This is a genomic window from Pseudomonas gessardii (genome assembly GCF_001983165.1).
GTDB classification, from domain to species: domain Bacteria; phylum Pseudomonadota; class Gammaproteobacteria; order Pseudomonadales; family Pseudomonadaceae; genus Aquipseudomonas; species Aquipseudomonas gessardii.
Genome location: NZ_MNPU01000014.1, coordinates 21,840 through 36,570, shown reverse-complemented (window position 1 = coordinate 36,570; position 14,731 = coordinate 21,840). Strand labels below are relative to the sequence as shown.

14 protein-coding genes are annotated in these 14,731 nt (G+C 62.6%); 6 read left to right on the top strand and 8 right to left on the bottom strand.

Annotated elements, in window-relative coordinates; translation table 11 throughout:
- The first annotated feature begins 3 nt into the window (after positions 1–3).
- The 4 genes from cyoB to cyoE are packed head-to-tail and all read left to right on the top strand — an operon-like array spanning position 4 to position 3,883.
- Positions 4–2,022, top strand: coding sequence for a cytochrome o ubiquinol oxidase subunit I (cyoB, locus tag BLL38_RS12055; protein ID WP_076962782.1), 2,019 nt, complete (start codon positions 4–6; stop codon positions 2,020–2,022).
- Between the two features lie 3 nt (positions 2,023–2,025).
- Positions 2,026–2,649: a cytochrome o ubiquinol oxidase subunit III gene (gene cyoC, locus BLL38_RS12050; protein ID WP_076962781.1), complete on the top strand. Its 624-nt coding sequence runs from the start codon at positions 2,026–2,028 to the stop codon at positions 2,647–2,649.
- Positions 2,649–2,984, top strand: a complete 336-nt coding sequence (gene cyoD, locus BLL38_RS12045; RefSeq protein ID WP_076962780.1) for a cytochrome o ubiquinol oxidase subunit IV — start codon at positions 2,649–2,651, stop codon at positions 2,982–2,984. Before cyoC ends, cyoD begins: the two co-directional genes overlap by 1 nt.
- An 11-nt stretch (positions 2,985–2,995) precedes the next feature.
- Positions 2,996–3,883 carry a heme o synthase gene (cyoE, locus tag BLL38_RS12040; protein ID WP_029300217.1) on the top strand — a complete coding sequence of 296 codons (888 nt, stop codon included), beginning with the start codon at positions 2,996–2,998 and terminating at the stop codon, positions 3,881–3,883.
- A gap of 186 nt (positions 3,884–4,069) precedes the next feature.
- On the opposite strand, the gene BLL38_RS12035 is transcribed toward cyoE, so the two are convergent.
- From BLL38_RS12035 to BLL38_RS12000, 8 genes are all read right to left on the bottom strand, one after another.
- Positions 4,070–4,774, bottom strand: a complete 705-nt coding sequence (locus BLL38_RS12035; RefSeq protein ID WP_076962779.1) for a hypothetical protein — start codon at positions 4,772–4,774, stop codon at positions 4,070–4,072.
- A 108-nt stretch (positions 4,775–4,882) separates the two neighbouring features.
- Entirely contained in the window at positions 4,883–5,800 is a 918-nt protein-coding gene (locus tag BLL38_RS12030) for a CobW family GTP-binding protein (RefSeq protein ID WP_076962778.1), read from the bottom strand.
- A complete protein-coding gene (locus BLL38_RS12025; protein WP_076962777.1) occupies positions 5,797–7,533 on the bottom strand; it encodes an amidohydrolase in 1,737 nt (578 codons plus the stop codon). The genes BLL38_RS12030 and BLL38_RS12025 overlap by 4 nt, the downstream gene beginning before the upstream one ends.
- An 87-nt stretch (positions 7,534–7,620) precedes the next feature.
- On the bottom strand, positions 7,621–8,802 hold the full coding sequence (locus BLL38_RS12020) for a pyridoxal phosphate-dependent aminotransferase (RefSeq protein ID WP_076962776.1): 1,182 nt from the start codon (positions 8,800–8,802) through the stop codon (positions 7,621–7,623).
- 21 nt (positions 8,803–8,823) lie between these two features.
- Positions 8,824–9,513 (bottom strand): ABC transporter permease, encoded by a 690-nt coding sequence (locus BLL38_RS12015; RefSeq protein WP_076962775.1) that lies wholly within the window; start codon positions 9,511–9,513, stop codon positions 8,824–8,826.
- A gap of 12 nt (positions 9,514–9,525) precedes the next feature.
- Positions 9,526–10,239 carry an ABC transporter permease gene (locus tag BLL38_RS12010; RefSeq protein WP_057437878.1) on the bottom strand — a complete coding sequence of 238 codons (714 nt, stop codon included), beginning with the start codon at positions 10,237–10,239 and terminating at the stop codon, positions 9,526–9,528.
- Positions 10,240–10,257: 18 nt separating this feature from the next.
- On the bottom strand, positions 10,258–11,031 hold the full coding sequence (locus BLL38_RS12005) for a transporter substrate-binding domain-containing protein (RefSeq protein WP_076962774.1): 774 nt from the start codon (positions 11,029–11,031) through the stop codon (positions 10,258–10,260).
- 47 nt (positions 11,032–11,078) lie between these two features.
- Positions 11,079–11,861 (bottom strand): ABC transporter ATP-binding protein, encoded by a 783-nt coding sequence (locus BLL38_RS12000; RefSeq protein ID WP_076962773.1) that lies wholly within the window; start codon positions 11,859–11,861, stop codon positions 11,079–11,081.
- 234 nt (positions 11,862–12,095) lie between these two features.
- On the opposite strand from BLL38_RS12000, the gene BLL38_RS11995 reads away from it, so the two are divergent.
- Both BLL38_RS11995 and BLL38_RS11990 read left to right on the top strand, forming a co-directional pair.
- Positions 12,096–12,980 carry a LysR substrate-binding domain-containing protein gene (locus tag BLL38_RS11995; protein WP_032857614.1) on the top strand — a complete coding sequence of 295 codons (885 nt, stop codon included), beginning with the start codon at positions 12,096–12,098 and terminating at the stop codon, positions 12,978–12,980.
- A gap of 118 nt (positions 12,981–13,098) precedes the next feature.
- Complete coding sequence (locus BLL38_RS11990; RefSeq protein ID WP_076962772.1) at positions 13,099–14,706, top strand: 5-guanidino-2-oxopentanoate decarboxylase; 1,608 nt, start codon at positions 13,099–13,101, stop codon at positions 14,704–14,706.
- Positions 14,707–14,731 lie beyond the last annotated feature (25 nt).

The window sequence follows — 14,731 nt, the reverse complement described above, 5'->3', positions numbered from 1 at the left end:
ACGATGTTTGGTAAATTAAGTTGGGACGCGGTCCCATTCCACGAGCCGATCGTGATGGTGACCATCGCCATGATCGCGCTGGGTGGTCTGGCACTGTTTGCGGCAATCACCTACTTCAAGAAGTGGACCTACTTGTGGACCGAGTGGCTGACGTCGGTCGACCACAAGAAAATCGGCGTGATGTACATCATCGTCGCCATGGTCATGCTGCTGCGTGGTTTTGCCGACGCCATCATGATGCGGACCCAGTTGGCCATGGCCACCGAGGGTTCGCCTGGCTACCTGCCACCTGAACACTATGACCAGATCTTCACCGCCCACGGTGTGATCATGATCATCTTCATGGCGATGCCTTTCTTCACCGGCCTGATGAACCTGGCAGTGCCGCTGCAGATCGGTGCGCGTGACGTTGCGTTCCCGTTCCTCAACTCCCTGAGCTTCTGGCTGCTGGTTTCCGGCGTGGTGCTGATCAACCTGTCCCTGGGCGTCGGCGAATTCGCCAAGACCGGTTGGGTGGCCTATCCGCCGTTGTCGGGGCTGCAATACAGTCCGGGCGTGGGGATGGATTACTACATCTGGGCGCTACAGCTATCCGGGCTGGGTACGACGCTGACGGGGGTCAACTTCCTGGCCACCGTGCTGAAAATGCGTACCCCAGGCATGAAACTGATGGACATGCCGATCTTCACCTGGACCTGCACCTGGGCCAACGTCCTGATCGTGGCTTCGTTCCCGATCCTGACCGCGACCCTGGCCCTGCTGACGCTTGACCGTTACATGGATTTCCACATTTTCACCAATGAACTTGGTGGCAATCCAATGATGTACGTGAACCTGTTCTGGGCATGGGGTCACCCTGAGGTGTACATCCTGATCCTGCCAGCGTTCGGTATCTTCTCCGAAGTGATCTCGACCTTTACCGGCAAGCGCCTGTTCGGTCACCACTCGATGGTCTACGCCTCGGGCGCGATCTCCGTACTGGGCTTCATGGTCTGGTTGCACCACTTCTTCACCATGGGTTCGGGGGCCAGCGTCAACGCCTTCTTCGGCCTGGCGACGATGCTGATTTCGATCCCGACGGGGGTGAAGCTATTCAACTGGCTGTTCACCATCTACCACGGCCGCCTGCGCTTCACCAGCCAGGTTCTGTGGACCCTGGGCTTTATGGTGACCTTCGCCATCGGCGGCATGACCGGCGTACTGCTGGCCATCCCGGGTGCTGACTTCGTGCTGCACAACAGCCTGTTCGTGATCGCGCACTTCCATAACGTGATCATCGGTGGTGCGGTATTCGGCTACATCGCCGGCTTCAGCTTCTACTTCCCGAAAGCGTTCGGCTTCAAGCTGCACGAAGGCTGGGGCAAGGCGGCATTCTGGTTCTGGATCACCGGCTTCTTCGTCGCGTTCATGCCGCTCTATGCACTGGGCTTCATGGGCATGACCCGTCGTCTGAACGCCACCACCAACCCTGAGTGGGTGCCGTACCTGTACGTCGCCATGTTCGGTGCGGTGATGATCGCGTTCGGTATCGCCTGCCAGTTGATCCAGCTATACGTGAGTATCCGTGACCGCAAGCAAAACGCCTGCGACTCCGGCGACCCATGGAATGCGCACACCCTGGAATGGTCGACCTCGTCGCCACCACCGTTCTACAACTTCGCCGTGCTGCCGAAGGCCGAGACCATCGACCCGTTCACCGAAGCCAAGGAAAACGGTACGGCGTACCAGCGTCCTGTGCGCTACTCGCCGATCCACATGCCGAACAACACCGCCACTGGCGTGGTGATGGGCGCGCTGTTGACGGTCTTCGGTTTCGCGATGATCTGGCACATCTGGTGGCTGGCCATCGCTAGCCTGGCGGGCACCGTGATCTATTTCGTGATCCACGCGGCGCGGGATGATCAGGGCTACATGGTGCCGGTCGACGTGATCGAGCGCATCGAAGCCGAGCAGCACGCTCGCCTGGTAGCCGAGAAGAAGATTCCGGCCAACCGTGTTGAAACCTCGTTGGAACAGGCTTAAACCATGTCGAACTTAGTGACCAATGCTGGACACGCCCATGTCGATGACCATGGGCACGATGACCACCACGACGCGGGCGAGATGACCGTATACGGTTTCTGGCTCTACCTGATGACCGACTGCATCCTGTTTGCGTCGATCTTCGCGGTGTACGCGGTACTGGTAAACAACGTAGCGGGTGGCCCGTCGGGCCACGACATCTTCGAGCTGAATTACGTGCTGGGCGAAACCGCCTTGCTGCTGTTCAGTTCGATCACCTACGGCTTCGCCATGCTGGCGTTCTTCCGTGGCAACAAGGCGGGCGTGCTCAAGTGGCTGGGCCTGACCTTCCTGCTCGGCCTTGGCTTTATCGCCATGGAGATCAACGAGTTCCACGTGCTGATCTCCGAAGGCTACGGGCCTAGCCGCAGCGGCTTCCTGTCGGCGTTCTTCACCCTGGTCGGCACCCACGGCCTGCACGTCACCGCCGGTCTGATCTGGATGGCGATCATGATGTACCAGGTCAACAAGCATGGCCTGACGTCGACCAACAAGACCCGCCTGAGCTGCCTGAGCCTGTTCTGGCACTTCCTGGACGTGGTCTGGATCTGCGTCTTCACCGTTGTCTACTTGATGGGGACTCTGTAATGGCTAATGCACACTCCCATGACAGCCATGATGCAAGCCATGGCAGCGTAAAGTCTTACGCGATCGGCTTCATCCTGTCGGTGATCCTGACGGTCATCCCGTTCGGCCTGGTGATGTACCCCACCCTGCCGAAGGCCACCACATTGGCCATCGTGCTGTTGTTCGCGGTGATCCAGGTGGTTGTCCACCTGTATTACTTCCTGCACCTGGACCGCTCCCAGGCCCAGCGTAACAACGTGGTGGCGTTTGTGTTCACGGCCATTGTGATCCTGCTGCTGGTCGGCCTGTCGTTGTGGATCATGTTCAGCATCCACACCTACATGATGGCGAAGTGAGGTAAGACCCGATGTCGCTTAAGCACTTTATCCAAATCACCAAACCGGGGATCATTTTCGGTAACGTGCTTTCTGTGGCAGGCGGTTTCTTCCTGGCCTCCAAGGGGCATGTCGATCTGGCCATCTTCCTGGCGGCAATGATCGGCACTTCCCTGGTGGTGGCATCCGGTTGCGTGTTCAACAACTGCATTGACCGTGACATCGATATCAAGATGGAGCGCACCAAGAACCGCGTGCTGGTCCAGGGCCTTATCTCCCTGAAACTGGCGCTGATCTTTGCGACCGTCCTCGGTGTTGCCGGCGTGGCGTTGCTGTACACGGTGGCCAATCCGCTGGCGGCGTTGTTTGCCGTGATCGGCTTTGTCATCTACGTCGGCCTCTACAGCCTGTACCTCAAGCGCAAGTCGGTGCACGGCACGCTGGTGGGCAGCCTGTCGGGGGCGATGCCGCCGGTGATTGGTTATGTGGCGGTGACCAATAGCTTCGACATGGCGGCGCTGGTGCTGCTGGTGATGTTCAGCCTGTGGCAGATGCCGCACTCCTATGCCATCGCGATCTTCCGTTTCAACGACTACCTGGCGGCTTCGATTCCGGTATTGCCGGTCAAGCGCGGCATCCAGGTGGCGAAGAAACACATCCTGCTCTACATCCTGGCCTTCCTCGTGGCGACCTTGATGTTGACCTTCAGTGGCTATGCCGGCATGAGCTACCTTGCCGTCGCCGCCGCCATGGGCATGTACTGGTTGTACATGGCCTGGACCGGCTACAAGGCGGTGGATGACACCGTCTGGGCGCGCAAGTTGTTCGTCTTCTCGATCTTCACCATCACCGCCTTGAGCGTGATGATGTCCCTGGATTTCCAGGTGCCGAAAGAGTTGTTGCTGACTTACGCCCACTGAGTTGGGATGCAATAAAAAGCCCCGCCTTCGAGAGAAGAGCGGGGCTTTTTTGTGCGGCCTCAAAACACCACAGCCCCCCATGTGGGAGCGGGCTTGCCCGCGATAGCAATGAATCAGTCGATACATGTGTTGGCTGACCCACCGCTATCGCGGGCAAGCCCGCTCCCACACTTTTGGGGGTAAGGCTTATTGCTGGGCGATGCTGTAACCGTCAAACGCCGTCTGCTGTTGCAGTGCGGTCACGATGCTCTTGCGGGTCAGTGGCTGCTCGGCACCGGAGTTATCCACAAAGCTCTCGCTCTCAAGCTCTGCCTCATCCCCTTCACCCACAAAGCTGAAACCGAGGAACTCCAGCGCCTCGCGGTCAACATTGAGTTTGGAGCGCGGTGTGCGCAATGGCAGGGTGACGCTGATGCCATCCTTGCTGATCACAAACACTTCCGCTTCCTTCTTCGCCCGCGCAGCCTTGCCCTTGCCGGCACTTGGGTTGCTGATGGCCTGGTGGGTCTGGTTCAGCACCTTGAGCGCCAGGCCGTAGACCAGCTCCTGGAACTCTGGGTCGTCCTTGAAGCTGGAAAGGATACGGTTGATCGAGAACTTGCTGCTCAGGTCTTCGAGGGCGGCGTTGTCGGCGGCTTCGGCGTCCTTGAGCTGCTTGAGCTGGCCCATCAGTTCATAGGCCTGGTCATCGTCGAAGGCGTCGTGGGCCTGGCGGATGGCCACGCGCAATTGGCGGATCTGCTCGCTTTCCTTGGAGGAATGGAATGCGTCCAGCACCATTTCACTGATGTTCTTGGCCGCTGGCACATGCTGTGAAAGATTGATGGCGTTTTCGTATTCAGCTTTGGATTGCAAGGTGACTACGGATTCTTCGGTACGGGAATCGGACATTGAAATTTCACTACTTCTGTAAGCGGGGAGACGGGAAAAGCGTCGGGCATTTTCAAGGGCCAGGGTAGCAAGGTCAAGGCGGCACTCTGCCTTCATCGTCATCCGCGGCTACAGGCCCTGCATCTCCTGCAATTGCGTTTCCAGCCGTTCCCGCAGGCCACTGCCACGTCGGGCGATAAACACCAGTTGCGCGCAATCTTGCGCATGCTCGCCGCCGGCCAAGGTGAACTGGCTGCGGTTGCCCACATGTTGCAGCCAGAAAGGCTGGTCGTTGCCCTGCAAATGCACCAGGCCTTTAAGGCGGAACAAATCCTTGGGCAGTTGCCCCAACCAATCGCGCAGGGCCTTGGCCGGCAGGGCCTGGGTGCCTTGCCAGGTCCAGCTTTCAAACAGTTCGTGGTGCGGCGCCGGCACTGGCGTCAGGCCGTTGCGCGCGCTGCGTTCGCCCAGCAACAGCGCGTCGGGGATCTGCGCCTGGACGGTGCTGATCACCCGGGTACGCGCCCCGATCTCGGCGCGCAGGCTGTGCAGTTCGGCGGCGCTGACCAGGTCGGCCTTGTTCAGCAGCACCAGGTCGGCACACGCCACCTGGGCGCGGGACAGGCGTGCGAATTCACCCTCCAGCCCCCGGTAACCGCTGGCGTCCACCAGGGTGATCACCGTATCCAGGTGCAGGTGCGCCTTGAGCTGTGGATAACCCAGGGTCTGCACAATGCGCTGCGGGTCCGACACGCCGCTGCACTCGATGACGATGCGGTCCAGGCGTGGGCGCATCTGGCTCAGGCTCACCAGTTGCGCCAGCAGGTCCTCTTGCACCGTGCAGCAGATGCAACCGTTCTGCAGGCTGAACACCGCGTCGGTGACTTCGGCGATGATCGCCGCATCGATATTCAGCTCGCCAAAGTCATTGACGATCACCGCCATGCGCCCATGTTGCGGCTGCTGGGCGATGCGGTTGAGCAGGGTGGTCTTGCCGGCGCCGAGAAAGCCCGAGACCACCGTGACCGCAATGCTATCGTTATTCATTCGATCACCGGCGGCAGGCCCTGCCACACAGCTTGCAATGCCGTGTCTGCAAACGCGTTGAGACGGTCATAGACCGGGCGGCCATCGACAAAGGTCAGCAGCACCTGGGTCTGGTGGATGTAATTGCGCGCCGGCTGGGCGAACAGGTCGCGGTCGATCACGATCAGGTCGGCGCACTTGCCCACTTCCAGGCTGCCGGTGGAATGCTCCAGGCCCATGGCGTGGGCACCGTTGAGGGTGGCCACTTGCAGCGCCTGCTCCAGGGTGATCGGTTCGCCGAAGCAGTCCGGTTCCTGGTTCCATGGGTTTTGCCGGGTGACCATGGTTTCCAGGGCCAACCACGGGTCAATCGAGGCCACCGGCCAGTCGGTGCCCATCACCGCCAGGCCGCCCTCGGCCAGCACGCCTTTGAAGTCGTAGATACGCTTGAGGCGTTCGGCGCCATAACCTGCGCGGGCGCCACTGGCAAACGGCGTCGGGTACCAGGCCGCCGGGGAGAACTCGGCGATCACGTTCAGGGCCTTGAAGCGCTTGAGGTTGCCCGGGTGCAGCAGGGTGCTGTGGGCGCATTGATGACGAATGCCGCTGTCGCCATTGACCCGCCGCGCCTCGGCCACGGCATCGAGGAACACATCGGACGCGCCGTCGCCGGTGCAATGGGCGATCACCCGCAGGCCGCGACGGTCCATGTCCACCACCATGTCGGTGATATGTTCCGGGGTCAGGTTGAGCTTGCCGCGCCAGGTGGAGTCGGCGGCCCAGGGCGTCATCAGGTACGAAGACTTGGGCTCCACAGTGCCGTCGAAGTGAAACTTCACCGCATTGGCATTGAGCCGCGCACTGCGATAGTAGTGACGCTCGCCGCCGAGCAATTCCCAGCGCCGGCGCACCGGGAAGATATCGTCCTGCCAACTGATCGCCGCTTCCACACGCACGCTCAGCTCGCCAGCGTCGTCCAGCTCCTTGAGGGCGTCCAGGCGCCGCTCGCAGACATGCACGTACTTGGTCGCGGTAACGCCACGCGAGCTCTGGAAGTGCACGCCGTCGCGATAGGCCCGGCGCAGCACTGCCACCGGGGTCGGCGGCATGGCGGCGTGGATCAGCGCGTAGGCGCCGTCGATCATCAGGCCGTTGGGCTCGCCGCTGAGTTCGTCGCGCTCCATATAGCCGTTGCGCGGGTCGGCGGTGTGGTGGTCGATGCCGGCCAGTTTCAAGGCGCAGGAGTTGACCATCATGGTCCCCCACATGCGGTCCAGCAGCGCCACCGGGCGGTCCGGCATGATGCTGTCGAGCCATTCGCGCCCCGGGGTCAGCCCGGCTTCGCGGAAGGTGTAGCGCACCCAGTACTGGCCGTAGATCCAGCCATCGCCTGGGTGGGCATCGGCGTAGGCGTGGATCGCCGCCGCCAGTTGTTCGGGGGTGGGGTCTTCGATGCCCACGTCCAGGTTATCGCTGTAGCGTGGCGCCAGGGCGAGGTCGGGGTGGGTGTGCATATCGTGCAGGCCAGGCATGCAGAAAGCGCCCAGCAGGTCATGTTGGCGGGTTTGCGGGCCGATCAGGTGTTGCAGGTCGGCAAGTGTGCCCACCGCGATAAAACGTCCCCCGCGAATCGCCACCGCATCGGCCCACGGCTGGGCCGGGTCGAGGGTGTAGAAGCGGCCGTGGTGCAGCACCAGGTCAGCGTGCTCGCCGACAACGGAGTGGGTGGAAGTGAATTGGTCGGAAGCGGTCACGGGGGAAACCTCAATATTCAAGACGAGCAAAGATCAAATGTGGGAGCTGGCTTGCCTGCTCCCACATCAATCCCAGTGTTCACATAATCAGCGGTTGGCGCGCAGGCCCTCGACAAACCCGGCAATCCGCTGGCAGGCGTCTTTGAGGGTGTCGTCGGCGACAGTAAAGGAGATGCGCACAAAGCCTTCGGCACTGGCGCCAAACGCCTGGGCATCGAGCACCGACACCCCGGTGGCGCGGAACAGCTGCCAGGCAAAGTCCATGCTCGACAGCCCGGTGCGGCGCACGTCCACCAGCATAAACATGCCGGCCTGGGGCACGCGGCAATCGAGGTCGGCAATGCCGCCCAGGCCGGCCACCACCAGGTCACGCCGGCGGCGATACACCGTGCGCGCGTCGCTCACCACCTCGTCATCCAGCTCCAGGGCCTTGATCGCCGCTTCCTGGATAAACCCGGGCAAGCCATAGAGCATGCACAGCAGCAGGTTATCCAGGTGGCCCACCAATGCGGTTGGCGCCACCACCCAGCCCACGCGCCAGCCGGTCATGGCGTGGGTTTTCGACAGGCTGTTGAGCACCACGGTGCGCTCGGCCATGCCTGGCAGAGAGGCGATGCTCAGGTGTGGCTGGTCATACGTGATTTGCCCGTAGACCTCATCGGAAATCACCCACAGGTTGTGCTCACGGGCGACTTCGGCCACCAGCTCCAGCTCTTCCCGGCTGTAGACATTGCCGGTGGGGTTGCACGGCGTGGCCAGGGCAATGCCCCGGGTCTTGGCGCTAATGGCTTTTTCCAGGGCCGCGCGGGTCAGACGAAAGCCGTTGGCCGCCGGTTGCTCGATGGTCGCGATGCGCGCACCGGAGGCGTGAATGCACGCCTCGTAGGTCAGGTACATCGGCTCCGGCACCAGCACTTCGTCACCCTGGCTGAACAGGCACAGCGAGGTGGCGAACAGGCCGTTTTGCGCGCCGGCCACCAGGGCCACGTTATCGGCGTGTACGGCAATGCCTTGCAGGCGGCTTTGCTTGGCGGCAATCGCCTCGCGCAGGGCCGGTCGGCCGAGGACGTGGGTGTAGTGGGTGTCGCCGGCGCGCAGGGCGTCGACGGCGGTTTCGCAAATGGCACTGGCTGTGGCGAAGTCGGGGTCGCCGACGCTCAACACAATCACATCTTCGCCACGGCCACGGGCTTCGACGGCGGCGTAGTGAATATCCCAGGCGCTGACGGACTCGCCACTAATGCGCTCGACAAACGGTGAATAACGCATCCTTGTTCTCCTAAAATTGATTCAAGCCTGGCGCTGCGGGACTTTGCCCCAGCGCGAGAAAGCGTGTTCGATCACGAACGCCAGGACAATGTAGATCACCGCCACCGCCAACAGGGGTTCGTACACCCGCAGCGTCTGCGCCCGCACCAGGTTGGCGGCGCCGAGCAGGTCGGTGACGGCCACGGTGGAGGCCAGCGCAGTCGCCTTGAGCAGCAGCACGGTTTCGCCCACCAGCGTCGGCTTGACCAACTCCAGGGCCCGTGGCAACCAGACCCGGCGCAGCACCATCAGGCGCTTCATGCCAAACGCCCGCGCCGCTTCCAGTTCTCCCCGTGGCACGGCGCGCAGGGCACCGCGCAACACTTCGCCGACATAGGCGCCGACACACAAAACCAGCGCCAGGGCCACGTACCAGAAACCTTCACGCAAGTACGGCCAGAGGAAGCTGCCGCGAATCAGCGGGTAGCTGGCAAACACGCTGCCCACGCCGTAATACAGGATGTAGATCTGCACCAGCAGCGGCGTGCCCCGGAATACTGCGGTATAGGCGCGCAACGGCCCGCTGATCAGTGGGTTGGACGACAGGCGCCCCAACGCCACCAGCACCGCCAGCAAGAAGCCAAACACCCCGGACAAGGCCAGCAACTTCAGGGTGATACCCAGGCCGTGCAGCAGTTCGTTGGCAAAACTGTTGATCCATGAAAAGTCCATCGGCTGCGCTCCTTAGTGCTGCGGCATCCAGCGGTTGATCCGTCGCTCGAACACCCGGAAGGCGCCGTTGGAAATCAGGGTGATGATGAAATACACCGCCGCCACCGCCAGGTAGAACACCAGGTAATGCTTGGTGGAGCCGGCCGCCTGTTTGCCCACCGAGAGCAACTCGCTGTAGCCGACGATGCTGATCAGCGCGCTGTCCTTGACCAGCACCAGCCACAGGTTCGACAGGCCGGCCATGGCAAACGGCAGCATGCTGGGCAGCAACACCCGGCGTACCAGCAGCCAGCGCTCGATGCCAAAGGCCCGCGCCGCTTCCAGTTGGCCCACGGGAATGGCCTGGATCGCGCCGCGAATGATCTCTGCCGAATACGCGCCCTGGACGATACCCAGCACCAGCACGGCGGCGATAAAACCGTTGACCGTCACGCTGTCGCGGCCCATGGCGGCCATCGCCATGTTCAGCAGGTCGGTGCCGGCGTAATACAGCAGCAAAATCAGCAGCAGCTCCGGCACCGCGCGGTACAGCGTGGTGTAGAGGTTGGCCAGGCGCACCATCCAGCGGGGGCCCTTGAGCTTGATCATAGCCACCAGCAGGCCGATGCCCAGGCCCAGCACAAAGGCCCCGGCGGAAATCTGCAAGGTCACCACCGCGCCCTGGAGCAGGGCGTTGAGCCAGCCGTCGGCGACGAACAACTGGGTGAGTTCGGACAAAGAAATCATGGCGCGTTCCGTTGGACGTTATTGCGCGGAAATATCGACGCTGAAATAGCGGCTGCGAATGGTGTCGTAGGTGCCATCGGCCTTGATCGCCGCCAGCGCGGTGTTGAGCCGCTCGCGTAGCGGGGTGTCACCCTTGCGCACGGCGGCACCGATGCCGGAGCCGAACAGCGGGTCTTTGGGCGCCAGGCCCTTGTCGGCCAGGCCACTGCCGGCAGCGGACTTGAGCATCGGCTCGATGGTCAGGGCGTCGGCGAGCATCACGTCGATGCGCCCGCTTTGCAGGTCGGCGGTCATGTCGTCCTGGGTGTTGTAGTAGCGCAGGGTCGAGCCCTTGGCGTAGTAGGCCTTGAGGTAGGTGGCGTTGGAGGTCGAGCCCTGCACGCCGATCAGCTTGCCCTTGAGGCCTTCGGGGGTGGTGACCAGCTCCAGGCTCTTGTCGGCGACCCACATGGCCGGGGTCTGGTAGTAGGGCGCGGTGAAGTCGATGACCTTTTCCCGTTCTTCGGTGATGCTCAGGGAGTTGAGGATCACGTCGATCTGGCTCGATTGCAGCGCCGGGATCAAGCCGTCCCAGGACACTTCCTTGAGCGGGCATTGGGCTTGCAGGCGCTCGCACAGGGCCTTGATCAGGTCCGGCTCGAACCCGCTCCAGGCGCCATTGCCGGCTTTTTCGGAAAACGGTGGGTAGGGTTCCAGGGCGATGCCGAACACGATTTTGTCGGTGGCAACCGCACTGTGGGACAGCACGGCGAGCACGCAGCCGGCGGCGAGGGATTTCAGAGAGTTGTGCATGGCTTGACCCTTTCGAAGTTATTGTTTTGAAGGATGGAAGCGGCAGTTCAGACGCGATTGTCCTGGGCCATGACGAACTGGCGGCAACGCTCGCTGGTGGGGTTGTGGAAGACTTGTTGGGGCGTGCCTTCTTCTTCAACCAACCCTTGGTGCAAAAACATGACCTTGCTCGATACATCGCGGGCAAACGCCATTTCGTGGGTGACGAGGATCATGGTGCGGCCTTCTTCGGCGATACCCTGGATCACCTTCAGCACTTCGCCGACCAGCTCCGGGTCGAGGGCCGAGGTGGGTTCATCCATCAGCAAGACGCGCGGGCGCATGGCCAGGGCGCGGGCGATGGCCACGCGCTGTTGCTGGCCACCGGACAGGAAGGCCGGGAAGGTATCGCGCTTGCTGGCCAGGCCGACTTTTTCCAGCAGGTGCTCGGCGTGGGCGATGGCGTCCTTGCGGTCTTCACCCAGCACATACACCGGTGCTTCGATGACATTTTCCAGCACGGTGCGGTGGGGCCACAGGTTGAAGCTCTGGAACACCATGCCCAGTTGCGTGCGCAGGCGTGCCACCTGGTCAGGATCGGCGATCAGCGGGTTGCCGGCGCGGTCCTTTTTCAGGCGCACTTCCTCGCCGTTGATGCGCAGGCTGCCGCTGCACGGGATTTCCAACAGGTTGATGCAACGCAGCAGGGTGCTTTTGCCCGAGCCGCTGGAGCCGATCAGCGACACCACATCGCCTTCGTTGGCGCGCAGGGAAATGCCTTTGAGAACATGGTGCGCGGCATAGCTCTTGTGCAGAGCATCGATGGCGACCACCGGGGTGACTGGGTTCAAGGGTTATCCCTCTTTATTTTTGTAGATTAGGCAGTTTTCTGCAGGAGCCGGCTCCTGCGCAAAGCTGCACAGGCATGCAGTGATGAGGATCGAGAATAGCCACTGGCCACTTGAGGTCAATCGAGCATTTTTCGCTCGATATTGAAATTTAATTCAACTGTCCCGTTCGCCAGCGGCTATGTCTGCGGCGCGATTGCGGCTATGGTGCGGGTATCTTTGAGCAGGTGAACCTCCATGCGTTACCCCTCCATGACCGCCTTGCGGGCGCTGGACGCGGTGGCCCGGCTGGGCAGCGTGTCCGAGGCGGCCACCGAGCTGAACCTCACCCCCAGCGCCATCAGCCACCAGATCAAGAGCCTGGAACAGACCCTGGGTTTTGCCCTGACCGAGCGCACCGGGCGCAATATCCGCATCACCTGGCAAGGCGAACGCTATGCCCGCGATATCCATGGGCTGCTGGCCAATATCCTTGAGGCCGGGCAGCGCTTCGATGGCCAGCAGGTCAGCGGGCGCCTGTGCATCAGCAGCCCGGCGGGGTTTGCCACCTATTGGCTGTGCACCCATATCGCCGACTTCCAGGCCCTTTATCCACAGGTCGAATTGCACCTGATTTCGCCGCGCACCCCGGATGACACCAGCGACCATGGCGCCGACCTGTTTATCGCCTATGGCATGGGCGACTGGCCCAACCAGCATGTGCAGAAGATCGTTTCGCTGCGCTACTTCCCGGTGTGCAGCCCGCGCCTGGTCAACACCATGGGCGGCCTGAAGACCCCGGAACACCTGGCCGGCGCGCCGTTGCTGCACATGATCGACTACTCCGACTGGCGCGTATGGCTGGCCGCCGCCGGGGCGCCGAATGTGGATGTGCAGCGCGGCATCGTGTTTGCCGATGCGCACTTTGTGCAGTCGGCGTGCATCGCCAGCCAGGGCATCGCCATGGGCGACAACCTGATCAGCGGCGAGGCCCTGGCCAGGGGCTTGCTGGTGCGGCCGTTCGAGACCGAGATCGAATCCAACCGTGGCTATTACCTGGTGGCCGACCACCAGAAAGTCGAGCGCCCGGTGGTACAGGCATTTGGCGAGTGGGTGAAATCGCAGCTGGGTGGCGGGCTTTGACGCGCGGCAATCCGTGAATTTTTTTTGCCAATGGCCGGTAAATTTTTTGCTTGTCCGCCCTCGGAGCGCACCCTAAGGTCTGGCCAATCGACACAGAACAATAAGAAGGAAATGAGCAATGACCACCTGTGCCCAGTCCCTGGTTCGCCTGCTGGAAGGTTATGGGGTCGACACCGTGTTCGGCATCCCCGGCGTGCACACCGTCGAGCTCTACCGCGGCCTGCATGGCAGCCGCCTGCGCCATGTCAGCCCGCGCCATGAGCAGGGCGCCGGCTTTATGGCCGACGGCTACGCCCGCGCCAGCGGCAAGCCGGGGGTGTGTTTCATCATCACCGGCCCCGGCATGACCAATATTCTGACCGCCATGGGCCAGGCCTATGCCGACTCGGTGCCGATGCTGGTGATTTCCACCACCAACCGCCGCGAACACCTGCGCCTGGGCCACGGGCATCTGCACGAGCTACCCGATCAGCGCGCGATGGTCGCTGGTGTGTGTGCGTTCAGCCATACCCTGCAAGCGCCGGAGCAATTGCCGGAGCTGCTGGCCCGCGCCTTCGCCGTGTTCAAGTGCGCGCGCCCACGTCCGGTGCATCTGGAAATCCCCCTGGATGTGCTGGACATGCCCGCCGTGGACCTCAACCTGATGCCCCGCAGCCTGCCAGGCGCCCCGGCCCCGGCGCCGGCCTCGCTGCGGGCGGCGTTGAGCCTGCTCAATGAGGCGCGGCGGCCGCTGATCCTCGCTGGCGGCGGCGCCCGTGATTGCGCCGAAGTCTTGCAGCAACTGGCCGAACGCCTGCAAGCGCCGGTGGCCTTGACCACCAATGCCCGTGGCTTGCTGCCCATGGGCCACCCGTTGTTGCTGGACGGCGTGCAGTCCTCCAAACATGGCCGTTCGTTGTTTGACGAGGCCGATGTGATCCTCGCCGTGGGCACGGAGCTGGGGGAAACCGACTACGATTTCTTCGGCCTTGGCCCACTGAAATTCAAGGCACCGCTGATCCGCCTGGATATCGACCCGATGCAAGTCATGGGCGTGCAGCGCGCCCATGTCGGGCTGGTGGGCGATGCCCGCGAAGGCTTGCAGGCGCTGCTGGCGGCGGTCCGCCCGCCAGCCCCGAGCGGGCGTTGGGCGCAGGACAGCGTGCAGCGCGTCAACCGCCAGGAGCGCGCGAGCTGGAACGCCAAGCAACAGGGGCTGCAAGGCTTGCTGGACCTGCTGCGCGACAGCCTGGTCGACCCGTTGATCGTCGGCGATTCGACCCAGCCGGTGTACCAGGGCGCGGTGGGCTACCAGGCGCCGGCGGCCAACAGTTGGTTCAACGCCGGCACCGGCTACGGCACCCTCGGCTATGGCTTGCCGGCGGCGATCGGCGCCAAGCTGGCCAAGCCCGAGCGACCGGTGGTGGCGCTGGTCGGCGATGGTGGCTTGCAGTTTGCCAGCAACGAACTGATCGCGGCCCGTGAGGCGGGCATCGGCGTGATCCTGGTGGTGTGGAACAACCAGTGCTACGGCGAGATCCGGGACTATATGCAGGCCCGGGAAATCACGCCGTTGGGGGTGGATATCCTGACCCCGGACTTTGCCGCGATGGCCCGCAGCTGCCACGTTGCCCACCATACGGCCGACACGCCGCAGGCCTTGCACGGGTTGTTGCAAAGCCTGGTCGACACCCGTCAACCGGTGATGATCGAACTCGACGCCACGCACTACCTGCAAAACGCCTGAACCGCCCTCGGCCCTGATCCATATC